The organism is Comamonas sp. Y33R10-2 (assembly GCF_019355935.1).
Lineage (GTDB): Bacteria > Pseudomonadota > Gammaproteobacteria > Burkholderiales > Burkholderiaceae_C > Comamonas.
Map to the genome: position 1 here is coordinate 1,624,470 of NZ_CP079925.1, position 26,409 is coordinate 1,650,878.

20 protein-coding genes and 1 pseudogene are annotated in these 26,409 nt (G+C 55.0%); 11 read left to right on the forward strand and 10 right to left on the reverse strand.

Features of this window, described 5'->3' with window-relative positions; translation table 11 throughout:
• Window positions 1-24 precede the first annotated feature (24 nt).
• Window positions 25-1,107 carry a pirin family protein gene (locus tag KUF54_RS07335; RefSeq protein ID WP_219345979.1) on the reverse strand — a complete coding sequence of 361 codons (1,083 nt, stop codon included), beginning with the start codon at window positions 1,105-1,107 and terminating at the stop codon, window positions 25-27.
• Window positions 1,108-1,217: 110 nt separating this feature from the next.
• The gene (locus KUF54_RS07340; RefSeq protein WP_219345980.1) at window positions 1,218-2,129 is read right to left on the reverse strand and encodes an NADP-dependent oxidoreductase; all 912 of its coding nucleotides are present in this window, start codon (window positions 2,127-2,129) and stop codon (window positions 1,218-1,220) included.
• A gap of 257 nt (window positions 2,130-2,386) precedes the next feature.
• Between KUF54_RS07340 and KUF54_RS07345 the strand changes: the two genes are divergently transcribed.
• Window positions 2,387-2,692 carry a LysR family transcriptional regulator gene (locus tag KUF54_RS07345; RefSeq protein WP_219345981.1) on the forward strand — a complete coding sequence of 102 codons (306 nt, stop codon included), beginning with the start codon at window positions 2,387-2,389 and terminating at the stop codon, window positions 2,690-2,692.
• Window positions 2,693-2,727: 35 nt separating this feature from the next.
• A complete protein-coding gene (locus KUF54_RS07350; protein WP_255576371.1) occupies window positions 2,728-3,291 on the forward strand; it encodes a LysR substrate-binding domain-containing protein in 564 nt (187 codons plus the stop codon).
• A gap of 151 nt (window positions 3,292-3,442) precedes the next feature.
• Here KUF54_RS07350 and KUF54_RS07355 read toward each other — a convergent pair whose 3' ends face one another.
• Window positions 3,443-4,330: a ferritin-like domain-containing protein gene (locus tag KUF54_RS07355; RefSeq protein WP_255576372.1), complete on the reverse strand. Its 888-nt coding sequence runs from the start codon at window positions 4,328-4,330 to the stop codon at window positions 3,443-3,445.
• 242 nt (window positions 4,331-4,572) lie between these two features.
• Between KUF54_RS07355 and KUF54_RS07360 the strand changes: the two are divergent.
• Window positions 4,573-6,647, forward strand: a pseudogene (locus KUF54_RS07360) (ABC-F family ATP-binding cassette domain-containing protein).
• A 227-nt stretch (window positions 6,648-6,874) separates the two neighbouring features.
• Window positions 6,875-6,997: a hypothetical protein gene (locus KUF54_RS17410; protein ID WP_255576374.1), complete on the forward strand. Its 123-nt coding sequence runs from the start codon at window positions 6,875-6,877 to the stop codon at window positions 6,995-6,997.
• Window positions 6,998-7,445: 448 nt separating this feature from the next.
• Here KUF54_RS17410 and phbB read toward each other — a convergent pair whose 3' ends face one another.
• From phbB to KUF54_RS07375, 3 genes are all read right to left on the reverse strand, one after another.
• Complete coding sequence (gene phbB, locus KUF54_RS07365; protein WP_219345983.1) at window positions 7,446-8,183, reverse strand: acetoacetyl-CoA reductase; 738 nt, start codon at window positions 8,181-8,183, stop codon at window positions 7,446-7,448.
• A 273-nt stretch (window positions 8,184-8,456) separates the two neighbouring features.
• On the reverse strand, window positions 8,457-9,638 hold the full coding sequence (locus KUF54_RS07370) for an acetyl-CoA C-acetyltransferase (protein WP_219345984.1): 1,182 nt from the start codon (window positions 9,636-9,638) through the stop codon (window positions 8,457-8,459).
• 134 nt (window positions 9,639-9,772) lie between these two features.
• Window positions 9,773-11,695 (reverse strand): alpha/beta hydrolase, encoded by a 1,923-nt coding sequence (locus KUF54_RS07375; RefSeq protein WP_219345985.1) that lies wholly within the window; start codon window positions 11,693-11,695, stop codon window positions 9,773-9,775.
• Window positions 11,696-11,909: 214 nt separating this feature from the next.
• Between KUF54_RS07375 and KUF54_RS17415 the strand changes: the two genes are divergently transcribed.
• Window positions 11,910-12,245: a hypothetical protein gene (locus KUF54_RS17415; RefSeq protein WP_255576375.1), complete on the forward strand. Its 336-nt coding sequence runs from the start codon at window positions 11,910-11,912 to the stop codon at window positions 12,243-12,245.
• Here KUF54_RS17415 and KUF54_RS07380 read toward each other — a convergent pair.
• Window positions 12,162-13,061, reverse strand: a complete 900-nt coding sequence (locus KUF54_RS07380; RefSeq protein WP_219345986.1) for a polyphenol oxidase family protein — start codon at window positions 13,059-13,061, stop codon at window positions 12,162-12,164. The genes KUF54_RS17415 and KUF54_RS07380 overlap by 84 nt on opposite strands.
• A gap of 3 nt (window positions 13,062-13,064) precedes the next feature.
• Window positions 13,065-13,730 (reverse strand): maleylacetoacetate isomerase, encoded by a 666-nt coding sequence (maiA, locus tag KUF54_RS07385; RefSeq protein WP_219345987.1) that lies wholly within the window; start codon window positions 13,728-13,730, stop codon window positions 13,065-13,067.
• A 162-nt stretch (window positions 13,731-13,892) separates the two neighbouring features.
• On the opposite strand from maiA, the gene KUF54_RS07390 reads away from it, so the two are divergent.
• The 4 genes from KUF54_RS07390 to KUF54_RS07405 all read left to right on the forward strand — a co-directional run bounded on the left by KUF54_RS07390 (window position 13,893) and on the right by KUF54_RS07405 (window position 18,876).
• Complete coding sequence (locus tag KUF54_RS07390) at window positions 13,893-14,588, forward strand: fumarylacetoacetate hydrolase family protein (RefSeq protein ID WP_219345988.1); 696 nt, start codon at window positions 13,893-13,895, stop codon at window positions 14,586-14,588.
• Between the two features lie 160 nt (window positions 14,589-14,748).
• A complete protein-coding gene (locus tag KUF54_RS07395) occupies window positions 14,749-15,309 on the forward strand; it encodes an NUDIX hydrolase (RefSeq protein ID WP_219345989.1) in 561 nt (186 codons plus the stop codon).
• Window positions 15,310-15,792: 483 nt separating this feature from the next.
• The gene (locus KUF54_RS07400) at window positions 15,793-18,261 is read left to right on the forward strand and encodes a bifunctional diguanylate cyclase/phosphodiesterase (RefSeq protein ID WP_219345990.1); all 2,469 of its coding nucleotides are present in this window, start codon (window positions 15,793-15,795) and stop codon (window positions 18,259-18,261) included.
• A 228-nt stretch (window positions 18,262-18,489) separates the two neighbouring features.
• On the forward strand, window positions 18,490-18,876 hold the full coding sequence (locus KUF54_RS07405) for a hypothetical protein (protein WP_219345991.1): 387 nt from the start codon (window positions 18,490-18,492) through the stop codon (window positions 18,874-18,876).
• 246 nt (window positions 18,877-19,122) lie between these two features.
• Here KUF54_RS07405 and KUF54_RS07410 read toward each other — a convergent pair whose 3' ends face one another.
• Both KUF54_RS07410 and KUF54_RS07415 read right to left on the reverse strand, forming a co-directional pair.
• Window positions 19,123-20,889, reverse strand: a complete 1,767-nt coding sequence (locus tag KUF54_RS07410; RefSeq protein ID WP_219345992.1) for an ATP-dependent endonuclease — start codon at window positions 20,887-20,889, stop codon at window positions 19,123-19,125.
• A 491-nt stretch (window positions 20,890-21,380) separates the two neighbouring features.
• The gene (locus KUF54_RS07415) at window positions 21,381-23,933 is read right to left on the reverse strand and encodes a YgiQ family radical SAM protein (RefSeq protein WP_219345993.1); all 2,553 of its coding nucleotides are present in this window, start codon (window positions 23,931-23,933) and stop codon (window positions 21,381-21,383) included.
• 343 nt (window positions 23,934-24,276) lie between these two features.
• Between KUF54_RS07415 and KUF54_RS07420 the strand changes: the two genes are divergently transcribed.
• Both KUF54_RS07420 and KUF54_RS07425 read left to right on the forward strand, forming a co-directional pair.
• The gene (locus KUF54_RS07420) at window positions 24,277-25,215 is read left to right on the forward strand and encodes a TauD/TfdA family dioxygenase (RefSeq protein WP_219345994.1); all 939 of its coding nucleotides are present in this window, start codon (window positions 24,277-24,279) and stop codon (window positions 25,213-25,215) included.
• A gap of 159 nt (window positions 25,216-25,374) precedes the next feature.
• Entirely contained in the window at window positions 25,375-26,406 is a 1,032-nt protein-coding gene (locus KUF54_RS07425; protein ID WP_219345995.1) for an ABC transporter substrate-binding protein, read from the forward strand.
• The last annotated feature ends 3 nt before the right edge of the window (window positions 26,407-26,409 follow it).

The following is a 26,409-nucleotide window of genomic DNA, read 5'->3' on the forward strand; positions in this document are numbered from 1 at the left end:
AAAGGAGTGGACACCACCGGATGTTCAAGGCTTGGGCACATCCGGTTTGGGCTTCTCGAGACGCCCATCCGGGTGTTGTGCAAACCGTCCCTCGGTGCCATGGGTGTGTTTGTAGGTGGGCCAGGGCCAGCCGCCAAACTGCGTACGCTGGTAGTCGTGCAGGGCCTGCATCACTTCCTGCTGCGTGTTCATCACAATCGGTCCTTGGGCCACCACAGGCTCGCCAATGGGCTTGCCTTGTAGCAGCAGCACTTCAATAACCTCCGTGCCTTCGTTGGCCAGCGGTGCAGGATGAGCCGCCTGCACCTCCACCATCACACGCTGGTTGAAGCGGTGGCCATCCACCGTCAACGTACTCCCTGTGGTCAGGTACAGCGCGCGGCGCGACTGCCCCACCGCTGCGGGCAACACCAGCCGGGCACCGGGCTCCAGGCGGATGATCCAGATCGCCACATCGGCTCCAGGCTCACTGGCCCAGGAGTTTTGCGGGGGTGGCAGGGCCTTGACCAGCTTTTGACCGCCTGCAGCCGCCATATCCACAGGGGCATAGTCGCCGGCGATGACCTCCACCTCGCTCTTGTGTCCCTGGGCATCGGTCTGCACCACCATGGGGATCTCATTGGCCCAGAACATGGTGAACTCGGGCGGTGCCATCTTGCTTTTGGCAGGCAAGTTCAGCCAGATCTGAAAAAGGTCCAGCGGGTTGTCCTTGTCCTCATGCACCATGGGAAACATCTCACCATGCTGCACACCGCTGCCAGTCGTGAGCCACTGCACATCGCCTTCGCCATAGCGGGCGGTGGCCCCCAGGGAGTCGGCATGGTCCACCAGCCCTTTGCGCACGATGGTCACGGTCTCAAAGCCACGGTGCGGGTGGGCGGGAAAGCCGGGTACCTGATCACCGTGGTACATGCTGAAGCCATCCTTGCCGCTGAAGTCCATACCGATCTCCCGGCCCTGCAGCAACTGGGCATCAGGTCCTAGCTGGCCGTTGCCACGGGGATAGTGATCCTGGTGATAAGCACCAAAGATAAAGGGATCGATGCCTGGCAGGCGACGCTCCAGCGCCTGGGCACTGAGGATGATCGTGGGGTTGTCGTGTGACACAAAACCTCCTTGGAGTCTTTCAACTCGTCAAACATGCACATTCAGCATACCGAGCGCTTAGGAGCCGTGCATTACTCCCCGTATCGCGCCTCATTCAGCACGTCTTATTTTCAGAACGTCAGCACCGTTTTACCCCGGCTGTGACCTTCCAAAATGTTGGTAAACGCCTCCCTTGCATCGGCAAATGGATAGGCCTTGCTTACCACCCAGCTGAAGCGACCGTCCGCCACACCATCCACCACATGCTGCAAATTGGCCGGATTGCGTTGTACCCAGACCGCCTTGATGAGTGGCGATGACAGCTTTCGACCTGCAATCGTGCCCATGAAGCCACCAGGCACAACCGTTGCCAGAGAGGCCTGCGTGGCATCTTCGTTCCCGGCCATATCGATGGAGGCATCAAAGGGCTGTGGATGCACGGCCTTGAGCCGCTCTACAAGCCCTTCACCATAGACCACAGCGGTCGCTCCCAGAGAACGCACATACTCTTGGTTACCTGCGGACGCCGTCGCTACCACGTTAATGCCGCGCTCCTTGGCCAGCTGTACCGTGATCGAGCCAACGCCCCCCGAAGCGCCGTGCACCAGCAGTGAACGTACATCCCCGATTTCATCAAGGATGGTCATAGCCGTCTGGGCCACACCCGCCAGAGAGCCTGCGACTTCCCAGGACATGGAGGCTGGCTTGGCAAGCAGGTTGCCCACTGGCACATCAATCACGGACGCATGGGTGAACGCGCCGCCTGATCCCAGTACCGCACTGCCCAGCGACCAGGGGCTAGCGCCAGTAGCGGCAGGCGCATTGATTTCCACAATCTCACCCGCAAACTCGGTACCAAAGGTCTGTGGCGTGGAGGCATGGCGAAACTCGCCCGTCATGCGTCTGGCATCAATAGGGTTGATGCCCGCGGCGTGCAACTTGATGCGTGCCATGCCGACGGACAGTGGCGGCAATTCCACGTTGGCGAACTCGAGAACCTCGGCCTGCCCGTAGGTCTTGGCGATCATTACTGTGCTTTGCATGAAGTCTCCAATCAATGCGTGAAATACGCGGTGGTTAGTGGGGATGACCAACGTGCGGAAGCGATGCATCAATTCCTGAACCATCCATGACTTGCATACTACGCAGTGCAAAAGCCTAAAAATGCGCCACAATTGATCGTCACTATTCCATTTTTGATACAAGTAACCCGGTGCTACCACCCGTGTTCAAGCCTATTAGCACCGGCCAGCGCATACCTGTACTTGACTGTCATCCACCGAGAGGCTGAATATTTGCCATGGTTGATCTCCATAGCCTGAAGATTTTTCTCGACGTGGTGAACGCTGGCGGCTACACCGCCGCCCATCGCAAGACGGGGCAATCCCGCGCCACGCTCAGCCGCCATATCTCAGAGCTGGAGGCCGCTCTGGGTGCACGCCTGATCGAGCGCAGCACCCGCAGTTTCAAACTGACCGAGCAGGGCCATATTCTTCATGAGCGCAGCCAAGACATCTTTGCGCAGGTGGATGATGCCGTGGCGCTGGTGGAAAATCTGCAGCGTGAGCCCAGTGGCATCGTACGTGCCGCCATTCCCCCTCACTGATGCACCTACATCTGGGCAATGAGATCCTGCGCTACATGCAAACCTACACCCAGGTACGTGTTGAGCTGGAAGTCTCCAACCGCCCCGTGGACATTCAAAACGAAGATGTGGACTTTGTGATTCGTGCCCGCGCGCAGATGGACTACCCCCAGCATTTCGTGCCTGTGGTGCTAGGGCGCATGAAGCTGTGTCTGGTCGCCCACCCCTCATGGGCCAGCGCCTTGCAACCCAATCTGCGAGAAACCCTGGAACATGTGCCCACCATCGCCTGGAAGACCAGCGGTGCCCTGCCCTCCTGGCAACTCATTGCGCAAGATGGCATGCCGGTGGATGTGCAAATTCGCCCGCGCCTCATGGTCAATGACCTAACCACCTTGCGTGACGCCGCGCTACAAGGCATAGGCATTGCCATGATTCCCGAGGTCTATGTCCGTGAGGATGTAGATCAGGGCCGCTTGATGGATATTGCCCTCGACCTCAAGCCCCCCACCAGCATCATCCATGCTGTCCACTTGGGCCGCCGCGGCATGCGACCCGCTGTACGACATCTGCTGGACTGGCTCAAGGAAGTGACCCAGCATCTGCGAAATACGCAGTGATTCAACGCTAGTCCCGCGCTCAAGCAAACCGGCACCCTACAAACCACTGACCTTGTGTTTAGATCACCATTCTTGACGTTAAATCGGCCCAGCATGAAACAGAAAGTCGTGATGCACCTTTGGCCGAGGGAAGAAGAAGCTAGAAGCTCACTTAGTACGACATCACTCGTGTCGCCAGTCTGCAAATCGGAGTACGGATCAGCCCTTCCACACGGGGCGGCAGCAGCATGGGCTTAAGAAGCATGCGCACCGCCAGATCGGCTGGCAGGCTTCGGCTAATTAGCTCATAAATGCGCTGTGCCATGCCTTCAAAGGTGGTGGCGCTCCCTTTAAAGTAGCGTCCTTTGTGGCCCCATACATGGCGCAGTGCAATTTCCGTATCACTTTCCCGCAATTCCTTCAGGCGGCGATAAAGAGCCTTGGCAATGCGGGCGCGGCCCACCGGAGATTCGTTCTGCATTTCCTTGAAAAACTTCAGAAAATGCTTGAAGTGGTTCACCTCATCATTGCGAATATTGCCCAGCAACTGACTCAGTACTGGCTCATCACTCAGCTCCCGCAGCGTGTGGTAGTAAGCGGTCGTACCCGTCTCCACCACACAGCGCGCCACCAACTCTAGCCGGGGGTCCGGGTCTAGCTCTTCCACGGTGCACAGCTGAGAATATTCGGCAAAAAAGCTGTCATAAGCCTGCTGCCAAGGGAATGCAGGCCACACCGCCTCTACATACGCTCTCAAGGCAGTGCCGTGCTGCAACTCTTCGCCCTCCCACTGCGCACTAAGCCAAGACGCAATTTCAGGCCATGCGGCGAAATGCTCGGCCAGATTTACGGCATAGGTATCCGAGCCTGTTTCGATGAAAGAGGCACTCGTCAGCAAGAAGAAAAGATCTTCATTACCTTGCACCGCCGCGCGATCAATGGCTGAGAAGTCAATGTCTTGCACTCGCCAATGGGGAGCAGTCTTTCCTTCAGTCTTTGATGGAGGTGTCAGCTGCTCTGACCGGCGAGGTGGCGGTGGATATGACAAGTTTGGCTGCATCAGGCGCTAGATCCAGATCTATTCCATAGCTGTAACGGATTAAAAGATACGCGATCTTGCGAGCACATTCACGCTTAATTTGTAAGATGTCGCCGACATTACTGCTAAATAAGCGCCTAAAGCCACTTCAACCGGCCACTTCAAGCCACTAATTTGCGCCGCTGCGCACAGCGCCTATCACGCCGGCCTATTCCACGGGGCCGCAGGCTGGCATCCAATCACTGGGATAATCACCGCCATTCATGATCAGCCTCAAGAACATCACGCTGCGCCGCGGCACCAAAGTCCTGCTCGACCAGGTTAGCACCACCATCAACCCGGGAGAATCCGTAGGCCTTGTCGGCCGCAACGGTGCGGGCAAGTCCAGTCTGTTTGCTCTGCTCAACCGCAGCATCAGCGAAGACGGTGGTGATTTTTTCATCCCCCCCAGTGGCGCATGGCCCAAGTGGCCCAGAACATGCCCGAGACGGACGACACCGCCACCCAGTTTGTACTGGATGGTGACACGCGTCTGGCCGAACTCAATGCCCAATTGGCTGCTGCAGAAGCATCTGAAGACGGCATGGAAATCGCCCAAGCCTATATCGACCTGGGCGATGCCGGTGCGCACGATGCAGAATCGCGCGCACAAGCGCTGATTCTGGGTCTAGGCTTCAAGGTGTCCGAGCTGACCCAGCCGGTCAACAGCTTCTCTGGCGGCTGGCGCATGCGCCTGCAACTGGCGCGCGCGCTGATGGCGCCTAGCGATTTGTTGCTGCTCGACGAGCCTACCAATCACTTGGACTTGGACGCTTTGGTGTGGCTGGAAGCTTGGCTCAAGCGCTACAGCGGAACGATGATCGTCATCAGCCATGACCGCGAGTTCTTAGACGCGATCACCAACGTCACCCTGCAAATTCAGGGCGGCCAAATCAACCGCTACGGCGGCAACTACTCGCGCTTTGAAGAGCTGCGCGCCCAGCAGCTTGAGCTGCAAGCCGCCAGCTTCTCCAAACAGCAAGAGAAGATGGCGCACTTGCAAAAGTTTATTGACCGCTTTAAGGCCAAGGCCAGCAAAGCCAAGCAGGCACAAAGCCGGGTCAAGCAGCTCGAACGCATGGAAAAGATCGGCCCTGTGCTGGCCGAAGCTGAATTCACCTTTGAATTCAAAGAGCCCGCAAGCTTGCCCAACCCAATGCTGGCCATCAACGATGCCTCCTTCGGCTATCAAGACGAAGACGGCAACAAGACCACCATTTTGCGCGGCGTTAACCGCTCGGTACTGGCCGGTCAGCGCATTGGCATTTTGGGCGCCAACGGTCAGGGTAAATCGACCTTGGTCAAAACCATTGCCCGCGAGATGAAGCAGCTCGAAGGTGAAGTCACCGAAGGCAAGGGCCTCAATATTGGTTACTTCGCTCAGCAAGAGCTGGACGTGCTGCGCCCTAGCGAAAACCCGCTGGAGCACATGGCCCGTTTGGCCCGCGATTTGGGCTCTGCCGCTCCTGCCGCCAGCCGCGAGCAAGATTTGCGCACTTGGCTTGGCACTTTCAACTTCAGCGGCGACATGGTCAAGCAAGCCGTGGGTAGCATGAGCGGTGGCGAAAAAGCCCGCTTGGTACTGGCCATGATCGTTTGGCAACGTCCCAACTTGCTGCTGCTTGACGAGCCAACCAATCACTTGGACTTGGCTACCCGCGAAGCGCTGGCCATGGCTATCAACGACTTTGATGGCACCGTCATGCTGGTATCTCACGACCGTTCGCTGCTGCGCTCGGTCTGCGAGGACTTCTGGATGGTCGGCCGCGGCGTGGTGGGCCCGTTCGACGGCACACTGGACGACTACCAGCGCTACCTGCTCGACGAATCCAAGCGCCTGCGCGAAGAAGCCAAGCAAGCAGAGAGCAAAGCCAGCAGCGCAAAGTCTGCCGAAGTTCAAACTCCAGCGGTTGCCGCCCAAGCGGTGCAGGCAGTGCCTGTAGTTGAATCGCCAAAAGCGCAAGCTCTTGCAACGTCGACTGCTCCTGTCGCAACCGCTGCTGGCGCAATGGCTGACCCCAAGGAAGCTCGCCGTCTAGCCGCCGCCACGCGCCAGCAACTGGCTGAGAAAACCAAGCCTTTCAAGAAGGAGTTGGAGCAAATTGATAAGAAGCTGCCCCAGCTCAACGCCCAGCGCAGCACACTTGAAGAAAAGCTGGCCACCTCTGGCATGGCAGCTGGCGACATCGTCGAAGCCGGCAAGCTGCTGAGCAATGTGAACGGAGAGATCGAGCAGCTAGAAGAGCGCTGGCTGGAACTGTCAGAGCAAATCGAAGCGCTGAGCACAGAAACCTGCTGATCGAGCTGCTAATTGACCTGCTAAAAAACCATCTGGTTTAAACAAAATAGCGCCCAGTCCATATTTTGTATGGACTGGGCGCTATTTTTTTGATAGTAAATCTAGCTCTCTCGCCTCACAACCTCTATCCATCCGCTAGCTCGTTGCATTTACTTGCGTGTTTCTTTCATATTCCTGTCAACCAGCACTCATGACAGCGCGTTGAACATGCAAAGGAGTGAACTGTAATGACCCACACTGTTAACGACACCGCCAAAGCACTGCCATCTCAGGCTGCCGCCGCAATGTCCTCAATGGCTTGGCCTTGGGATGAACGCGATCGCAAGCGTGCTCCCGCCTTTGCAGCGTGACTTCGGCCTCTCATAAAAAGATTTAAAAAATTTTCAAAAGCTGTCAACGAGCTGAATCTTTCAAGCGTTGTACAGGCATACAGGAGAAATTTCCCATGCAAGTCCTCAATATCATGAACATCTGGCCCGAAGACGAACGCGATCGCAAGCGTTAAGCGCTCTTTCGCAATACAGCGCGTACGAGCAATCTCGCGCTGACTATTGCAGCCAGCTGCCAAGGCAGTCGGCACTGACAGGCCACTGAAAAATCAAGCCTCACTGCCGATGTGCAAGCCAGCTCAAACTGGCAAACCCAACAAAACCCGCAAGATTCATTTCTGCGGGTTTTGTCATTTCTAGCTCTGTTTCACGACACCTGAGTCTTTTAGAGCTATGGCGCTTACAGCGCATAGATAGGCAGCTATTAAAAAAGGAGCCGAAGCTCCTTTTGTTCAATGCCTGAAAAGGCTTAGTGCATGTGCAGGCCACCGTTGACCGAGAAGTCAGCGCCGGTGGAGTAACCGCCTTCATCAGAAGCCAGCCACGAAATGATCGAGGCAATTTCAGAAGGTTCGCCCAAACGCTTGACCGGAACGCCGGAAACGATCTTCTCGAGCACATCGGAGCGAATGGCCTTGACCATGTCGGTGCCAATATAGCCAGGGCTGACCGTATTCACGGTCACACCCTTGGCGGCCAGCTCTTGCGCCAGCGCCATGCTGAAGCCATGCATACCGGCCTTAGCAGCCGAGTAGTTGGTCTGGCCGGCTTGGCCCTTGGCGCCATTGACCGAGCTAATGTTGATGATGCGACCCCAGCCTTTTTCCGCCATGTCCGCCACCACTTGCTTGGTCACGTTGAACATGGAGTTCAGGTTGGTTTCAATGACGTGCTTCCAGTCGTCTGGAGTCATCTTGATGAACATGCGGTCGCGTGTGATGCCTGCGTTATTCACCAGCACATCAATGCTTCCATGCTCAGCCTTGGTCTTTTCAAAGGCTTCAACGGTGGAGTCCCAGTCCCCTACGTTGCCGACCGACGCATAGAACGTGTAACCCAATTGCGCTTGCTCTTTCAACCACTTTTCGTGGTCGCGCGATGGGCCGCAGCCTGCGATGACCTTGAAACCATCTTTATGCAAACGCTGGCAAATTGCGGTCCCAATGCCGCCCATGCCCCCCGTGACGTACGCTACTTTCTGTGCCATCTATGTCTCCTATCAATGGTAATTTCACGATAACGTTATCAGCAATAAGATTTTGTATTTTTACTTATCACTGAGGACGCACTACTCCATGCATTTCACGCTTGAACTTCAAAAATCCCGGAGCGCGAAATGCCTTGTCCTTACTCGCCCTTGCCAGCATATTGCACCTTGAACTTCTCTAGCGGAAGTCTCGAGATGGTTTCATACGGGCTGCTCAAACAGCGCTAGTTTCAAAAAAACGGGCGCTGCCTGCACAAACTTACTGCCTCAATTTCAACAGGCTTCAAGAGCCATAGCGACTCCCATACCGCCGCCAATACACAAACCTGCCAGCCCCTTTTTGGCACCGCTGCGCTGCATTTCGTGCAGCAGGGTTACCAAAATACGGCAACCAGACGCGCCGATGGGGTGGCCAATGGCAATAGCTCCGCCGTTGACGTTGACCTTGGCAGTATCAATACGCAGCTCATTGTTCACAGCGCAGGCCTGCGCGGCGAATGCTTCATTGAGTTCGAACAAATCCACATCGCCCGCCTTCCAGCCTGCACGATCGAGTGCCTTACGGGCCGCATAGATGGGACCCAGACCCATGACTTCAGGAGCCAAGCCGCTGGTGGCGTACGAGACAATCTTGGCCAGTGGCTTCAGGCCCAAAGCCTTGGCCTTAGCAGCAGACATCACCACCACGGCAGCTGCGCCATCGTTGAGGCCTGATGCATTGCCAGCCGTGACCGAGCCAGCCTTATCAAACGCAGGGCGCAGGCCAGCCAGTGCTTCAGCATTGGTCTTGCGGTTGATGTATTCGTCAGCCTCAAAAACGACAGGGTCGCCCTTGCGCTGGGGAATCGCCACGGGAACGATTTCGTCCTTGAACTTGCCTGCATCCTGCGCCGCCGTTGCTTTTTGCTGGCTGGCCAGCGCCAGCGCATCTTGCTGCTCACGGGTGATGCTCTTTTCCCTGGCCACGTTTTCGGCAGTAATGCCCATGTGGTACTGTTTGTAGGCGTCCCACAGGCCATCCACGATCATGGTGTCGACCATCTTCCAGTCACCCATGCGCTGACCGTCGCGCGAGCCGGGAACTGCGTGGGGTGACAAGCTCATGTTTTCTTGGCCACCGGCCACCACGATTTCGCTGTCACCCGTCGCCACCGCCTGCGCGGCCAGCATCACAGCCTTCAGGCCAGAGCCACACACGGCATTGATCGTCAGAGCCGGGGTTTCCTTGGCAATACCAGCTGCCATCATGGCTTGACGCGCCGGGTTCTGGCCCACACCCGCGGTGAGCACCTGACCCATGATGACTTCACCGACTTGATCCTTGCCCACCTTGGCACGGGCCAAAGCTTCAGCAATCACTGTTGCGCCCAACTGGGTTGCAGGGATCTTTGCCAAAGAGCCGCCAAACTTGCCCACCGCCGTACGAACGGCGGAAACGATAACGATGTCTTCCATTGCTGACGAACCTTTCTAGGTTTCTTACACAAGAGTGATACACGTGGGACGCAGCTTGTTCATCGTGCCCCCACGACTTGCCTTCTATCGCGGCACATCTTGATGCTGCACCGCAATATAAAAATTATTGTGCCTCAGACTTTGCTCAGAACATAGCGGCCAGGTGCAGCCTCTATGACTGGGTAAACCTTGGCGCGACCATAAGTTTTGGGAGCCGCTACCTGTTTGCCACCATGGCTGCCTAGCCAAGCACTCCAGTCACTCCACCAGCTCCCCGGGTACTCGGTCGCCTCTTTAACCCAGCTGTCAAAGCTGGCTGGAAATTCGCCGTCGTCACGCAACCAATGGCTGCGCTTATTCTTGGCAGGTGGATTGATGACCCCGGCAATATGACCCGATGCCCCCATCACAAAGCGCAGCTCGCCACCGAGGACTTGAGACGAAGCATAGGCCGAGCTCACTGGCACGATATGGTCCTCACGCGAGCCATAGATGTAGACGGGCACTGAGACTTTGCTGATATCCACCTTCTCGCCACACACCGTCAGTGCGCCGGGCTTGACCAAGCTGTTTTCCAAGTAAAGGTTGCGCAGATACCAGGCGTAAAACGGGCCGGGCAGATTGGTCGAGTCACTGTTCCAGTACAGCAAGTCGAAGGGCGGCGGTGTCTCGCCCTTGAGGTAGTTGCCCACCACGTAGTTCCAGACCAGATCATTGGGGCGCAAAAAGCTGAAGGTTGAAGCCATGTCTTGGCCCTTCATCAGTCCGCCCTTGCCCATTTGCATCTCGCGCAGCTTGACCATGTTTTCGTCGATAAAGATATCGAGAATGCCGGTGTCACTAAAGTCGAGCAGCGTCGTCAACAGCGTCATGCTGGCTACGGGGAACGGCGCGGCCTCAGTTTTAGCGGTGGTCTTACTAGCTGTCTTGCCCGCAGCGCTGGCACTACTACGGCTACGGCTACGACTAGGCTTGGCTGCAGGCTGACCATGCTCACGGGTATGGCGTGCAGTCAGCACCGCCATGGCCGTGGTCAGCATGGTGCCGCCCACGCAAAAGCCCAGCACATTGATTTGCGGCGCAGTGCAAATGTCCTGCACCGTGCTGATGGCTTTGATCACGCCGTTTTCAATGTAATCGTCCCACGTCGCGCCGCTCAGACTTTCATCGGGGTTGCGCCAGCTCACCACGAAGGTGTGCTGGCCTTGGCTGACGGCATAGCGAATGACCGAGTTCTCAGGCTGCAGATCCAGAATGTAGAACTTGTTGATGCAAGGCGGCACCATCAAAAATGGCTTTTCGTACACCTTGGTCGTCAGCGGCTTGTATTCAATGAGCTGGAACAGCTCATTCTCAAACACAACCGCGCCTTCGGTCGTGGCCACGTTCTGGCCCACGGTGAACAGGCTTTCATCTGTCATGGAGACATGGCCTTGCTTCATATCAGCCAGCAAGTTGGAGATGCCCTGCGCCAGACTCTCACCCTTGGTCTCGACAATCTTGTTCAGTGCATCCGCATTCAGCGCCAAAAAATTGCTGGGCGCCATTGCAGCCACCCACTGCTCTACCCCAAAGCGCACGCGGCTGCGGGTTTTTTCGTCGCCCTTCACCGCTTCAGCCATGCCAGTGAGCATGCGACTGCCTAGCAGATAGTTGGCAGCAGCCATGGCCGCTATGGGGTTGGCACTCCACTCAGGCTTAGCAAAGCGCTTGTCTTTGGCAAGCATGGCTTCAATCGCCTGCGCATTGCTTAAAGACTGAAAAGCTTTGACGTATTCCTGCTGCAAGTCTTGCAGCTTGGTGGTATCAAACTGAACGCTCTGAGCCGTCACGTCGGCAATGCCGGCAGTGCCTGCCATTTGCGGCATGGCGGATTTCATGGCTTCCAGCAGCCCAGCCCATGATTGGGGCACCTCACCCAAACCGGGCATGTTACCCAAGCCTGCAGGCGCAGTTGCTTGAAATTGCTGCAGTGTCTGCAGGCTTTTACCCCATTGCTCCTGCCAAAATTGTTGAATAGATTGGCCTGCTTGGCCCCAGCTCGGGTCAAAATTCATGCTACATCCTCATCAAGGCAAGCGACCAAGGATCTCAGGGTCAAGGGGCGCTTGCGGAATCTGCAATACGGCTCACACGGCGAAATTGTCACCGATATGTCCGTCAGAACGGATGAGTAGTTTTGGCATTGCACCGACATGCAGCCGTTTTGATACACCCTTGACACACGCCAACCACGCATTCGTTTGAAGACGGATGCTTTATCGGAGCTCCATGTACCTGATTGCCATCGCCTGGATGTACGTCGTCGTGATGATGACAATTGCCGAGGCTGCCAGCCCCGGCGGCACAGTTTTAGGCGCGTTTTTTACCTTCTTGCTTTATGGATTGCTGCCGCTTTCCATCTTGCTTTATATCTTGGGGACCCCGGGCCGCAAGCGCCGCATCAAAGCTCAACAAGAGCAGGAAGCACTCGCTGCAACGCAGCCAGCAGCGAGTGACAAGCTTGCTAGCTCAAACCCTCAATCAAGCATCGCGCCAGATGCTGGCGGCCAGCCTTCCGCTACTTCCCAAACGGGCAGCATCACGCCGGTGCGAGAAAAAACGTGATGCATTAGTGACCGTGCACCATGGCTCGCTGCCATCGTTGCCAAAGATTGCAGAGATGCCCAATGCAGCAAGCCTTTGGCGCGCAAGTTGCGGCAAATTGGCCAAATATTTGGTATTAGGTAACGACGTAGGTACAAAATATTGCGCCGCTGATGGGTCATGCGCCACAAAAATGTCGCGCACCTCGGCTCCCACCTCAAAAGACTCAGGCCCTATGCAAGGCCCCAGCCATGCCTGCGTGTGAGCCGCAATCTGAATTACTTCTTTTTTGATAGCAGGCAGTGCAGATGTTGATTGAACTTGCTGGCAAAAAGACTCAAAAAGACTTTCAAGCACACCACTGAGCAACGGACCATCAGCCACAACTCTTGATGGCGGCATACCCGCCAGCCCCCGCCAGCCCGCATGGGCTGCACCCACCACCAACCCCGAATCATGGGCTAGCAGCACCGGCAGGCAGTCCGCTACCATGATGGTGCAGACCACGCCGGCATCGGCCGTCACGCAAGCGTCAAAGCTTGCCCCATTAGAGCGGGAGATGTTGTCTGCATCCAGCGCCAGCACATCGACACCATGCACCTGTTGCAAGAAAGCAGTGCAAGCGCCAGCGGTCTGCGACTGAATGGCGGCGCTGAACAACTCGCGGTTGCGGCGTACATGTTCAGGCTTGTCATTGACATGGTCGCCCAAGTTCATGCTGCCCCAAGGCTTTTCGCTAACACCGCCCTCGCGAGAAGTACAAACAGCGTGGACGCCAGCAATAGCGGGCCAGTCAGGTGTCAGCCATGAAGCAGGCCATTTCGGCTGGTCATTCATTGCTCACTCCGCATCAGGGCATGCAGAAGGATGAGCCTGCTGAAAAGCAGCAAGCCCATTGCAGCGCTCCACCACGCCCATCACGCGAGGCAGGCCATCCAAGTTCACGTTAAAACGCTGGGCGTTATAGATTTGCGGAATCAGGCAACACTCGGCCAGCGTTGGCGTATCGCCCCAGCAAAACTGAGAGGCAGGCAGGCCAGCAGCCCCGCGCTCGCCATCAAGCAGCGTCAGTTGGCGCTCTACCGCCTCCAAGCCTGAGCGCACCCAGTGCACATACCAGTTGTTTTTGGCCTCATCGCTTACGCCCATCTGGCGCACCAGATACTTCAGCACGCGCAAGTTGTTCAAAGGGTGGATCTCACAAGCCACCATCTGCGCCAACGCCCGTACGCGAGCACGATCCAAGGCATTGCTCGGCAGCAGCGGCGTTTGGGCATGGGTCTCATCGAGATATTCGATGATAGCCATGGACTGCGTGAGCCACTGCCCCTCATCCGTGATCAGCGATGGCACCAGCGCATCACCTACATGGGCCGCATAGGCGGGCGCTTTTTGGTCACCCCGCACCAGATGCACAGGCACGGATTCATAGGGCAGCCCCTTGAGTTGCAGTGCAATGCGCACGCGATACGAGGCGGATGAGCGAAAGTAGGTATGCAGCTTCATGATCTGTGCAGCATAGCGCGAGCCACCGCCTCGAATGCCCTGAAAAAGGCAGCATACGTAAAAGCCGCATTCGCCGCTGCGCTTGCAGCGGCTGTGGCGTGGCACACTGTTTGCCACATCAAACCATGCTGATTTCAGCGCGTTTTCCTGTAAGAGGACTTCATGAGTTACGTGTTCACTCCCCCTGCCGTGGCCAGCCTTCCTGTTGTGGGCTGTAACGAGCGCTTTCCCATTCACCGCATCTATTGCGTGGGCCGCAACTACGAAGATCACGCCAAAGAAATGGGCTTTACGGGTCGCGAGCCGCCTTTCTTCTTCATGAAGCCTGCCGATGCAGTCGTGGCCGTTGATGCAAACAGCACTACCCAGTTAGCCTACCCCACGCTGACACAAAACCTGCACCATGAGATTGAACTGGTAGTTGCCATTGGCAAGGCCGGTAAAAACATCAAGGCTGCAGATGCGCTGCAATACATCTATGGATATGCCGTTGGTCTGGACATGACACGCCGCGACCTTCAAAACGAGATGAAAAAGCTGGGCCGCCCCTGGTGCATTGGCAAGGCGTTTGAACAATCAGCCCCCATCGGCGCAATCACCCCTGCCGACCAAGCCGGCGACATCACCAATGCCGAAATTTCTTTGCAGGTCAACGGCGCTGACCGCCAGCGCAGCCATATCCACAAGCTGATCTGGAACATTGCCGAAACTATCGAGCACCTGTCCGCCGCTTGGGAGCTGCAACCCGGCGACCTCATCATGACCGGCACCCCTGAAGGCGTAGCCGCCGTAGTCAAGGGGGATGTACTGGAAGGCACGGTCACCGGCCTGTCCCCGATCAAGCTACAAATCGCCTGAATAGCCTGAGCATGCACGTGATTGCATGAGCATCTAGCTCGTACTGCACGCCAAGAGAGTCAAAGGGAGTCACGCCGAGTCATCGGTTTGACTCCCTTTTTTATAGCTGGTTGTGCCTGATACACCTGCACCAACGGCCTGATTTGCTTATAGTTGCTGCATGATTTTTCGCAACCCCATCAAGTTTTGCCGCAACTGCGGCGCCGCAGTCACTTACCGAGTTCCTGACGATGGGGACACCCGCGAACGCGCGGTTTGCCCGGCTTGCCACACCATCCACTACGAAAATCCTCTTAACGTCGTAGGCACCCTACCCGTCATGGATGACGGGCGAATTTTGCTATGCAAGCGCAATATCGAGCCCCGCTTGGGCAAGTGGACGCTGCCAGCCGGCTTTATGGAACTGGCCGAAACCACCGCCGGTGGCGCCCAGCGCGAAACCGATGAAGAAGCCGGTGCCGATATTGAGATGGGCAAGCTGTTTTCCATCATCAACGTGCCCCAAGTCGGGCAAGTGCATTTCTTTTATTTGGCACGCCTTAAAAGCGATCAGTTCTACCCCGGCCCTGAAACCATCGAAGCCCAGTTGTTTACAGAGGCCGACATTCCGTGGGATGAGATTGCCTTTAGAACCGTCAAAGTCACGCTCGAGCGCTTTTTTGCCGACCGCAAGGCGGATGCCCTAAAACAGCCGTTAGTTCACTCTATTGATCTAGCCTAAGAGCGGCTAACACCACCCATGATACGTCGTGGCTTCGCCTTGTCGTACTTTTCGTACTGCCTGCGGCTTCGAGCCTCGTCTCAAACGCAAACCTGCGGTTTGCTGGGTTGTGTTAGTGCCTCCAAACATGCTCATCAACAGCAAGCAGCGTGAGTGAATTACTTCAGCTCAGAGCATGAGTTCATAAAACCTCATGCTCTGTCTTGGGACAACTATGGCATTTGTCTTACATGAAATTCACTTTTACAAGCCAAAAATTACGAATGCATACAAATTGCATAAAACTTAAGTTTTGATCTTAATACGTTGAAAACTCATGGCCCGCCACTGGGGCTTATTGAGAAAGTTAGGGATAGTTTTGGTGATTCATCGATACGAGCTATGTGAGATATCTCGGTCTTTGGATTTTTGGCGCTTAATTCAGTTTTCCTATGAAAAGCCTTACTCCTTCGTTAACCGTCAAACCATAAAAATTGAGGCGTTATGAAGGCATCTGCAAGCCCGACACTGAAGTCTCACCATCACGTTCATCCCATCTGGATATTTGCGCTTTTAGTGGTTATTTTGACGCTCAGCGCCAGCAGCAGCCTTTACCTGCTTTCTGCGGTGCGCGGTTTCGTCAACGGTGAAAGTCTTTGGTCCAAAGCCCAAAAAGACGCCATTTATTCACTCTCGCGCTATGCCGACGAAGGCAATCCCACAGATCTTGCGAACTACGAAGCCGCCTTGCTCGTGCCTCGCGGTGACACTCTTGCACGCAACGCTTTATATGGCGCTCCGCTGCGCTTGGACCTTGCACGCCAAGGCATGGAGCAAGGAAAAAATCATCCCGACGATATCAATAGCCTGATCTGGCTGCTGCGCACCTTTCGCTACTTTGACTGGGTGAAAGAGCCCGTCGCTTACTGGAGCATGGGCGACCAGTATTTAGACCAGCTCGATGTACTGGCGGCTGAAATAAAGCAGAGCTACGAAGTCGCTAGCGTGAACCCCAAAATCATCGCCACCTGGAAGCGTGAGATTGATCTCATCAACCAAGGCGTCAGCGCCCTCACCCGCGCTTTCAGCGACTCTCTGGGTCAAAGCTCGCGCGCCATTGTGAGAGTACTGCTGGCACTCAACAGCAGTCTGGCGCTTTTATTGATTGGCCTATGGAGTTGGAATACCTGGCGCCTTGTCCAGTTGCGCGAGCAAATGCAAATCACCCTCAATACTGAAAAAGAGCGTGCTGAGACCACCTTGGCCGCACTCGGTGATGCGGTCATCACCACCGATCAAGCTGGCTTGGTCAATTACATCAACCCCGTTGGCATTGGCTTGCTGGGCCTGCAAAAACAAAGCTACATCGGCAGACCGATCAAGCTGGTGCTGCAGTTCTACAGCACAGACTCATCGTTCAATAGCGCGTCGCTGCTGGGCCAGTTAATGAACGAAGCCACGGTCATGCGCGACGAGCAAACGCATTGGGTTCGCCGCACCGATCACAGCATCGTGCCAGTCAAGGTACTGGGCTCCACCATGCAGCGCGAAGGCGTTACATCAGGAGCCGTCTTCGTGCTGCGCGACGTATCGCGCGAGCAGCAATACATGGATCAGCTGTCATGGAACTCTCGACATGACACTCTGACGGGTCTGGAAAACCGCGGCGAGTTTGAGCGCCGGCTGCAAAAACTGCTGACTCAAGGTCTGCATCAGGTCAAGCCTTGCGCCCTGCTCTATATCGACCTTGACCAATTCAAGCTCATCAATGAAACCAGCAGCCACTCCGCAGGCGACGAAATGCTGTGCGAAGTCTCGCGCATGCTGCAACACAATCTGCGTGAAACGGATTGCCTAGCCCGTATGGGCGGCGATGAGTTTGCGGTACTGCTAGAAAACTGCCCTCCATCCAACGTCTCCACCATTGCAGAAAAACTTCGACTCGCTGCACAGCAACTCCAAACCTACTGGGGCGAGAAAACCCTGCGCACTGGTTTTTCGATTGGTGTAGTCCACATCCCGGGTGATTCGACCAACGCCTCGGATCTGCTGCGCATGGCCGACATGGCCTGCTACCAAGCCAAGGAACGCGGGCGTAACAAAGTCTTCTTCTACACGGCTGAAGACGGCATGCTCAATCGCTACGTCAGTGAGATGGAATGGGCCACCCGCATTCGCAGCGCTCTCGATGAAGATCGCTTTTGCCTGTACGCGCAGCACATTGCGCCGCTGCAAACCAGCAAGCAAAGCAACCAACGCAAAGGCATGCACTTTGAAGTACTGCTGCGCCTACGCGACGAGAGTGGGCAAATTTTGGCGCCCGGAACCTTTATCCCTGCAGCAGAGCGCTACGGCCTCATGCCTGCGCTAGATCGCTGGGTCATCTCCAAGGCTTTGCAAACACTCTCTGAACAACCGGGCTACGCCAAGCTAATTGATACCTGCTCCATCAACCTCTCTGGCGCCAGTCTGGACGACGATGGCCTGCTGGAATTTGTCAAATCTCAAATGCTGGAGCACGACATTTCACCCGATATGTTGTGCTTTGAAATTACCGAAACCAGCGCCATTGGCAACCTCAGCAACGCCACCCGCTTGATCCAAGCTCTGCGCGCCATGGGCTGCCGCTTTGCACTTGATGATTTTGGTGTGGGCATGTCATCGCTCACCTACCTCAAACAACTGCCCGTCGACTACCTCAAAATCGATGGCGGCTTTGTGCGCGACATGCTCCAAGACAAGGGCGATCACGCCATGGTGGAAATGATCAACCGCATAGGCCAGACACTGGGCAAGAAAACCGTGGCCGAGTTCGTCGAAAGCCGTGAAATTGCCGAGGAACTCATGAGCATGGGTGTGGACTATGTCCAAGGCTATGCCATTGCCCGCCCCAAGCCTATGACGGCTGAATACTTTGCACCCACGCAAGAAAACCAGCTTCCGCAGTGGTGCGCCTCGCTGGCTTTGGGCTGATTTTGAGTAAGACTGGCTAATGTCTCTGTTGAGAATTGATTGCTGATTCCGGTCTTACTTGAGCACCCATTCCACGATATGTAGACAGGCCTTTGAAATTAAATTGTCGCGCTAGCGGTACATCTTGGACGACAGCAAACGCCCTAAAGTCGAATTTGAAAGCAGCGGCAATCCAGTGGAGTGAAGCGTTCTGAACGCTTTGTATAGCTAACCACTGATAATGACGCTATGTATTTTCCTCAAGTTGACTCGGTTTTCAGGAGCATTGCGACCTCTCTAAAATCATCGGCACACGCTATCGCTCCAGTTAGCTCTGTGGGCTTCGATGTAATTGCATGGATGTCTTTGGCTTGCTACCTGTTGTTTGCTGTTGTCGCCATTAACTACGCACTCAAACCTTGGGCAGAAAAACTGATGCTGGCTTGCATCGTTGGAGGAACTGCCGCGTCGCTGACACTTCATTTATCCATGCTTAGCACTCCTTCCTACGTCGGGGAAGGGCCACTATGGAAATTTGTCTCCCTGTCCCAGTACCTTCCATGGGCTGTCTTCAGCCTGAGCTGCCTGTACTTGCTCTACCGGATTGGCGCGCGATTACTGAAAAGCCGTAGTTGAATCGACCATCGTTTCGTGGAATCTGAAATTTAGTGAGTAGCTCGCTGAATTTTCGTGGAGGCCTGACTGCTCAACGCGGTCGGCGGCAAAAGACCCGAAGCAGACAGCCACTAACGCCAAGGTTAGCCGGCGTCGGAGCAAGAAGCGCGGAGGGCTCCAACACTGGCCATGAAAATGGCGAAGCCATGGCCAGTGTTGGCGTCCGCGTTGAACCGCAAGTTAGAAAATCGGCATGCATGACAATATTTATCCTGCTAGTCTCTTTAGAATATTTACTTGCAGTGCATCTGATTCGCTCTCTAATTTGAATGATTTATAACCCGCCTTGTGCAACTTGCTTTTTAGAAGACCAAAAACCTTCTTCCCGTAACGATAACGACTGGGCGAAGCATTGTAGATTGCAGTAATCTTTTCAATTTCCGAGGCGTAGCCATTACCAGCCGGGCGTCGTCGTTGAAAAGCATGGTCTATGAATCTGCCAATCGAGTCAGCCTTCGCCTCATCAGTTGCTTCGCTGATTGCAGTCTTTACTATATTTGAATCCGCCGTTGGGCACAAATTCATAATATGCTCAACTGAGATGAAGTGACTTTCAATATCAGTTCCTGTTGTGTAGAAGAAGTTAAGTCCGGCGTTGTTGATTTTCTTCTTAAGTTCAAATATTTCATCGTCGCTCAAATAGTCTCTGTCGCGGTGTAGTATAACGACAATTTCCGAGTTCCTTGCTTTTAGGTATTTTCCAAGAATTATCGCCCCCTTGACTTGATCTTTTCCGTCGTAAGAGAATATTTCCATATCAGATGGGTTAAACCCATTGGCGGATAGCAATGTCTTTAGATTGGCGTTCTTGGAGTCTTCAGTGATGATGCAGTATTTTTTATTGGGTGGGATCTTTGAGATCTCCTGCTCCAGATTTTGTATTGTTTTTTGAGCTTCGTTAACCTTCTCAAGGTATGGGGTTATCAGTGGGAGAAGTCCCATTTGTTCGTGTAACTCACTGTCGCCTTGCTCATCAATTAACTTTGTCGTTGTGCACTCATGAGTATCCTTCTTGATATAGTACTTCCTTGTGTCTGTGTTGTCGGTAGATTTGAGAGCATAAAACGCAGGTGAATGAGTTGTAACAAGGATTTGTATGTCGGACGCGTAGTTTTGGATTGTTTCCGCGAGCTCAAATGCATACCTAAGTTCAAGATTGTTTTCCGGCTCCTCAAAACCCCATATTGTGTCTGGCTTCACGTATCCTGGAATAGAGATGTTCTTTTCCTGTTCGGCCATATATTTTAAAATGACGGGGATATGTCTGACCTTTATTCCGTCGCCGCGTTGTTTGAGATGGTATGTGTTTTGACCAATCTTCGCTCCGAAATCTAGATTTGAAAACAGCTGCTTAAAATCTGATGGAACTTGAATGGTGCTTGGTATGCCTATTTGATTGAACAGCTCCTTGGTTATGCGGCCAGTTACCTTTTGGATTCCGGATATGAAACCCTGTCCTTGGGTTGCCATGAGCGTGCCATGCGCTTCGTTAAGAACGTCATGCAATTCGCCCATTAAGATGTTGAAGTAGTCTCTACCTTTGATCGCCGGAACATATCTATATTTTAGTTTATCGAGCCACTTATATATGTTGTCGCTTGAGGTGAGGCTTTGGCTTGAGTGAATGTAGATTCGATTTTCAATTATTGATCCGTCCATTTTCCAGCGCTTTGTCCATTTAACCGTGTTGGCGTTCTTGAATCGTCCTTTCGGTGGCTCAATGGTTAATGAGATTTTAATTTCTCTTCGGCTTCCAGTTCCGGAATTGGCGTGGTAGCAATAATCCTCGTTGAATCTGAATCCTTGGTCTATGTCTGTTTGATTGTTGAAGAAGAGATTTAAAGCGCGAAGTATATTAGATTTGCCGTTGTCATTTTGGCCAACAAGAATATTCAAATCTGATAGCTCTATTGATTTTCCAGTGCTCTTGATTGATCGGAAGTTCTTTATTTCGATCGATTTAATTATTTGCATAAATTTGACACAGCTCACGCTGGTTAAGTTTCTAACTTGATTTAGACGACAAGCGAAAAAGGCTTATCGCTCTTGTAAAAATTAATCTATCTGAAATTTTCAGAGTGAGCAATTACAAGCAAACTTCTTAGGCAAACCTAAATATTTCGAGATTGCAACTGGTCAAGACTGGTCGAAGGCCAATGTCGAAATTATTGTCTGCTTCTGGCCGTTAACAGAAGTAGCTGATTGCCCAAATTGAGTGGTGAGGTTTCCAGATGAAGCCAGTCTTCGTTACGCTCCTCCAGATACAAAAACAGCCAGCAATGCTGGCTGTTTTTGTTCGAATGCATGTTGTCTTGCGCGCTTGAGTACGCATTAGGCTACGCACTCAGAGCGCCGAAAAAACATTCTCCAGAGCCTTTTAAGGCTCTAGTCCTTATGCCTAGATGACAAGCTGCTACTATTTTTGCAGCAACCCCCAGTCAAACTGAGGGCTGATGCCAATAAAACTAGCGTGGCTTGCGAGAGGCCTGCGCAGCAGGCTTGCCCGACTTCACCACTGGCTTGGACGATGCCTTAAAAGCTGGCTTCGCCTTAGATGTGGCTTTGCCAGTCACACCCGCACGCGGGGGCAGGCCCGTGTGTTGGCTCAGCATCTTGCCCGGCTGGGGCGCTGAGGTACGGAAGCGCACATCACCCTTAGGCTCTTGCGACTCTTCCACAGTGCGGCGGCGCACTGCCACGGCCTTGCCATCCTTGTTGGTGGTGTAGCCCACGCCAGCGGTGCTGCCGGTGCTATTTTTCTTGCGAGCGCTTTGATAGCTGCCGTCCACCAAAGGCTGGAAGGTCGGAATCAAATGCTGCTTGCCGTTACCAATTAGGTCGGCGCGCCCCATGTGCTTGAGCGCTTCACGCAGCACAGGCCAGTTGTTTGGGTCGTGGTAGCGCAAAAAGGCTTTGTGCAGACGACGGCGCTTGTCACCGCGCACGATGTCTACGCGCTCTTCAGCCTCGTCACGCATCTCGCGGCGCACCTTGGTGAGCGTGTTGCGGCCAGAGTGGTACATGGCCGTGGCCGTGGCCATGGGGCTGGGGTAGAAGGTTTGCACCTGATCGGCGCGGAAACCATTCTTTTTCAGCCAAATCGCCAGATTCATCATGTCTTCATCGCTGGTGCCGGGGTGGGCGGCGATGAAGTAAGGAATCAGAAACTGCTTTTTACCGGCCTCTTCACTAAACTTTTCAAACAGCTGTTTGAACTTGTCATAGCTGCCAATGCCCGGCTTCATCATCTTGTTGAGCGGGCCCGCTTCGGTGTGCTCAGGCGCAATCTTCAGGTAGCCGCCCACGTGGTGCTGCACCAGCTCCTTGACGTATTCTGGCGACTTGACGGCCAAATCATAACGCAGGCCAGAGCCAATCAAGATCTTCTTGATGCCGGGCAGCTTGCGCGCACGGCGGTAGATCTTGATGAGCGGAGCGTGGTCGGTGTGCAGGTTCGGGCAAATGCCGGGGAACACGCAGCTTGGCTTGCGGCAGTGCTTTTCAATTTCAGGACTCTTGCAACCCAAGCGGTACATATTGGCCGTGGGGCCGCCCAAGTCAGAAATGGTGCCGGTAAAGCCCTTGACCTTGTCGCGAATTTCTTCGAGCTCATGGATGATGGAATCTTCAGAGCGGCTTTGAATAATGCGGCCTTCATGCTCAGTAATCGAGCAGAAGGTGCAGCCGCCAAAGCAGCCGCGCATGATGTTCACCGAGGTGCGAATCATCTCCCACGCAGGGATTTTGGTTGTGCCGTCGTGGCTGCCATTTTCATCGGCATAGCTGGGGTGTGGGCTGCGGGCGTACGGCAGGCCAAACACCCAGTCCATCTCAGCGGTTGTCAGCGGGATGGGGGGCGGGTTCATCCAGACATCGCGGGCCGTGGTGCCTTCACCGTGGGCTTGCACCAAAGCGCGGGCATTACCGGGGTTGGTTTCGAGGTGCAGTACGCGGTTAGCGTGGGCGTACAAAATCGGGTCGCTCTTGACCTCTTCGTAGCTGGGCAAGCGCAGCACGGTGCGCTCGCGCGGGGGCAGCTTGGACTTGCTGCGCAGCGAGAGGTTAGGTACAAACTGAATCGGCTGCACATTGGCCACCGATGCGCCGCCGGCCTTGTTTTGACCGCTCGCGCATGTCGGGCCCATGGCCTCGGCTTGACCTTGGGCTTGTCCCTGAGCTTTCTCGCCGTCTTCCTTCGAGCAGCTTTGGCCTTGTGCCTCAGCCTGCTCGCTGGTGGTCATATAGGGGTTGATGTGAACTTCAACGTCGCCCAGCTCATCAACGGTGGTCGAATCAACTTCGAACCAACCCTCTTCAGAGGCGCGGCGGAAAAACGTGGTGCCGCGCACATCAGTAATTTGCTCAATTGGCTCACGCGCAGCAATGCGGTGGGCGACTTCAACCAGCGCACGCTCGGCGTTGCCGTACAGCAAGATGTCGCACTTGCTATCCACCACGATGGACCGACGAACCTTGTCGCTCCAGTAGTCATAGTGGGCGATTCGGCGCAGCGAGCCTTCGATGCCGCCCAGCACAATGGGCACATCTTTATAGGCTTCGCGGCAGCGCTGGCTGTAGACGATGGCTGCGCGGTCGGGGCGCTTGCCGCCTACGTCGCCGGGGGTGTAGGCATCGTCAGAGCGAATTTTGCGATCAGCCGTATAGCGGTTGATCATCGAGTCCATATTGCCCGACGTCACGCCCCAGAACAGATTGGGCTTACCCAAGGTCTTAAAGGCTGCAGCGCTATTCCAGTCCGGCTGGGCGATGATGCCCACGCGAAAGCCTTGGGCTTCGAGCACACGGCCGATAACGGCCATGCCAAAGCTGGGGTGGTCCACATAGGCGTCGCCCGTCACCAAGATGATGTCGCAACTGTCCCAACCGAGCTGCTCCATCTCCGCGCGGGTGGTGGGCAAGAATTTAGCCACACCGAATCGCTTGGCCCAGTACGGTTTGTAGCTGGTCAGCGGCTTGGCGTCGCGTTGGAAGAAGGAAACATCAACCGGGGCGTTCATGTGAATGAGCTTTATGCGGCCTGATGGCCTGTGCGGGGAAAGAACCGGGCAGTGTACGTTTACGGCCCTCTCCTTGCACGAGCAAGGTCTTGCAAAACCATGGTGCGAACTCTGAAATTTGTAGCAGCTAGTCCTTGATAAATATAGAGCAAAGAGCTAATCACCTCTTTTTTTGATTCCAGATGCGCTTCATTTGAGCGGCTGATTAGCGTGTAGTTTTTTGAAGCCAAAACCTTTATTAGATGTTTTGGTTATAAAAATCCAAGAATATATTCTTTTATAGAATTAAAGAGTTTTTTTAAACTGGCTTTCGCTGCATAAAAACACCTGAGGAGAGCCATTCATGTCTGCCGTTCTTGCCCACGCCGCCACCCAAGCACAGACCTTGCGCCCAGCGCCAGCGACCACTGAGCCACAGCGCTTTGAAATTCGCCCCGCACCCGGCGCGGCAGGCGATCTGGGTGCCGAGGTAATCGGCCTAGACCTATCCAAGCCTTTAACCGATGCTGATTTTGACCGCCTGCAGCAAGCCCACTGGAAGCACCATGTGCTGGTCTTTCGCGATCAGCGCATCACGCCTGCCCAGCAAATCGAATTCAGCCGCCGCTGGGGGCCGCTGCAAATTCATGTGCTGCGCCAGTTTCAACTAGCCGGTCACCCAGAGATTTTGCAAGTCTCCAATATCCGTGATGCCCAAGGCAATCCTGAAGGTTTGGGCGATGCGGGCCAGCTCTGGCACTCTGACCTGTCTTACAAAGAAGTGCCCAGCCTGGGCAGCTTGCTGCATGCCCAAGAGCTGCCCAGCGAAGGCGGCGACACCTTGTTTGCCGACCAGCACGCGGCCTACGACAGCCTGCCCCAAGCACTGAAAACCCAGTTGCACGGCCTGCAAGCTGAGCACAGCTATTTGCTGCATTACGAAAAGCTGCGCGAGAAAAGCCCTTGGCGCCCAGCGCTGACGCAGACTCAGGTTGACGAGGTCAAGCCCGCCGTTCACCCCGTCGTTCACACCCACCCCGGCAATGGCCAGAAAGCGCTTTTTGTCAGCGAGCATTTCACCGGCCGCATCGTCGGCCTGCCCGAGGACGAAAGCCGCGACCTGCTCGCCCAGTTGTTTGCCCACGCCGTGCAGCCGCAGTTTGTGTACCGCCACCAGTGGCAGCCGCATGACATGGTGTTCTGGGACAACCGCTCTGTTCAGCACTTGGCAGCCGGCACGCCCGAGCATCTGCGCCGCAAGCTCTACCGCACCACGGTGGAAGGCAGCAAGCCGGTCGCTTAACGCGTCGCTTAAAACGTCGTTTAACGCATCGATTAACACGTCGATTCGCGGTTAGTTCGGGCGCCCCACCTTCAGCACTACTCAATTCATAGCAGCTACCGCATATCACGCGGTGGCTTGGGGCGGCTTTGCCTCAAAAAAAGATCAAAGGATTTGCACATGTCATTCAAACCACAACGCCGCAGCACATTGGCAGCCATTGCCACCGCCAGCGCTTTGCTCATTACAGGACTGGCCTCCACCCAAGCCCAAGCCAAAGAAGGCGAGCTGCGCATTGCCCAGCAGTTCGGCATCGTTTACCTGCTACTGAACGTGGCGCAAGAGCAAAAGCTGATTGAAAAGCACGGCAAGGCGCGCGGCGTGGATATCAAGGTGCAGTTTTTGCAACTGTCCGGCGGCTCTGCCGTCAATGATGCGCTGCTGTCTGGCAATGTCGATATTGCAGGCGCTGGCGTTGGCCCGCTGTTCACGCTGTGGGATCGCACCAAGGGCAAGCAAAACGTCAAGGGCGTGGCATCGCTGGGCAACTTCCCCTATCTGCTGGTGAGCAACAACCCCGCCGTCAAAACCATTGCGGACTTTACGGAGAAAGACCGCATCGCCCTGCCCGCCGTTGGCGCCTCCGTGCAGTCGCGCATTTTGCAGCTCGCTTCTGCCAAGCAGTGGGGCGATGCGCAGTTCAACAAGCTCGACAAACTGCAAGTGGCCCTGCCCCACCCGGAAGCGGCGGCAGCCATCATCAAGGGCGGCACCGAGATCAACGCCCACTTTGCCAGCCCACCCTTTCAAGAGCAGGAACTCGCTGGCAACCCCAAATCCCATGTGGTGCTGAACTCGTATGACGTGCAAGGCGGCCCGGCTGCGGCCACCGTGCTGTATGCCACCGAGAAGTTCAAGAACAACAGCCCCAAAACCTACCGCGCGTTTTTAGATGCGCTGCATGAAGCCGCCCAGTTTGCCCAGGCCAACCCTGAGCAAGCAGCTGACATTTACCTCAAAGTCAGCGGCGGCAAGCAAGACCGCAAGCTGGTGCTGGATGTCATTCGCAACCCCCAAGTGCAATTCACCGTGCAGCCGCAGCGCACTTTGGCACTGGGCCAGTTTTTGCACCGCGTGGGTGCCCTCAAAAACAACCCAGCCCAGTTGGGCGACTACTTCTTTGACGACCCGCGTGTGGCCGGCGGCAACTAAAGA

What these genes read in the sequence shown, in the direction of transcription:
- KUF54_RS07410 (WP_219345992.1), bottom strand. Translation starts at nt 20,889, where the DNA reads ATGCAAATAATTAAATCGATCGAAATAAAGAACTTCCGATCAATCAAG.
- KUF54_RS07340 (WP_219345980.1), bottom strand. Translation starts at nt 2,129, where the DNA reads ATGCAAAGCACAGTAATGATCGCCAAGACCTACGGGCAGGCCGAGGTT.
- KUF54_RS07420 (WP_219345994.1), top strand. Translation starts at nt 24,277, where the DNA reads ATGTCTGCCGTTCTTGCCCACGCCGCCACCCAAGCACAGACCTTGCGC.
- KUF54_RS17410 (WP_255576374.1), top strand. Translation starts at nt 6,875, where the DNA reads ATGACCCACACTGTTAACGACACCGCCAAAGCACTGCCATCTCAGGCT.
- KUF54_RS07345 (WP_219345981.1), top strand. Translation starts at nt 2,387, where the DNA reads ATGGTTGATCTCCATAGCCTGAAGATTTTTCTCGACGTGGTGAACGCT.
- KUF54_RS07350 (WP_255576371.1), top strand. Translation starts at nt 2,728, where the DNA reads ATGCAAACCTACACCCAGGTACGTGTTGAGCTGGAAGTCTCCAACCGC.
- maiA (WP_219345987.1), bottom strand. Translation starts at nt 13,730, where the DNA reads ATGAAGCTGCATACCTACTTTCGCTCATCCGCCTCGTATCGCGTGCGC.
- KUF54_RS07380 (WP_219345986.1), bottom strand. Translation starts at nt 13,061, where the DNA reads ATGAATGACCAGCCGAAATGGCCTGCTTCATGGCTGACACCTGACTGG.
- KUF54_RS07415 (WP_219345993.1), bottom strand. Translation starts at nt 23,933, where the DNA reads ATGAACGCCCCGGTTGATGTTTCCTTCTTCCAACGCGACGCCAAGCCG.
- KUF54_RS07400 (WP_219345990.1), top strand. Translation starts at nt 15,793, where the DNA reads ATGAAGGCATCTGCAAGCCCGACACTGAAGTCTCACCATCACGTTCAT.
- KUF54_RS07405 (WP_219345991.1), top strand. Translation starts at nt 18,490, where the DNA reads ATGTATTTTCCTCAAGTTGACTCGGTTTTCAGGAGCATTGCGACCTCT.
- KUF54_RS07390 (WP_219345988.1), top strand. Translation starts at nt 13,893, where the DNA reads ATGAGTTACGTGTTCACTCCCCCTGCCGTGGCCAGCCTTCCTGTTGTG.
- KUF54_RS07370 (WP_219345984.1), bottom strand. Translation starts at nt 9,638, where the DNA reads ATGGAAGACATCGTTATCGTTTCCGCCGTTCGTACGGCGGTGGGCAAG.
- phbB (WP_219345983.1), bottom strand. Translation starts at nt 8,183, where the DNA reads ATGGCACAGAAAGTAGCGTACGTCACGGGGGGCATGGGCGGCATTGGG.
- KUF54_RS07375 (WP_219345985.1), bottom strand. Translation starts at nt 11,695, where the DNA reads ATGAATTTTGACCCGAGCTGGGGCCAAGCAGGCCAATCTATTCAACAA.
- KUF54_RS07395 (WP_219345989.1), top strand. Translation starts at nt 14,749, where the DNA reads ATGATTTTTCGCAACCCCATCAAGTTTTGCCGCAACTGCGGCGCCGCA.
- KUF54_RS17415 (WP_255576375.1), top strand. Translation starts at nt 11,910, where the DNA reads ATGTACCTGATTGCCATCGCCTGGATGTACGTCGTCGTGATGATGACA.
- KUF54_RS07355 (WP_255576372.1), bottom strand. Translation starts at nt 4,330, where the DNA reads ATGCAGCCAAACTTGTCATATCCACCGCCACCTCGCCGGTCAGAGCAG.
- KUF54_RS07425 (WP_219345995.1), top strand. Translation starts at nt 25,375, where the DNA reads ATGTCATTCAAACCACAACGCCGCAGCACATTGGCAGCCATTGCCACC.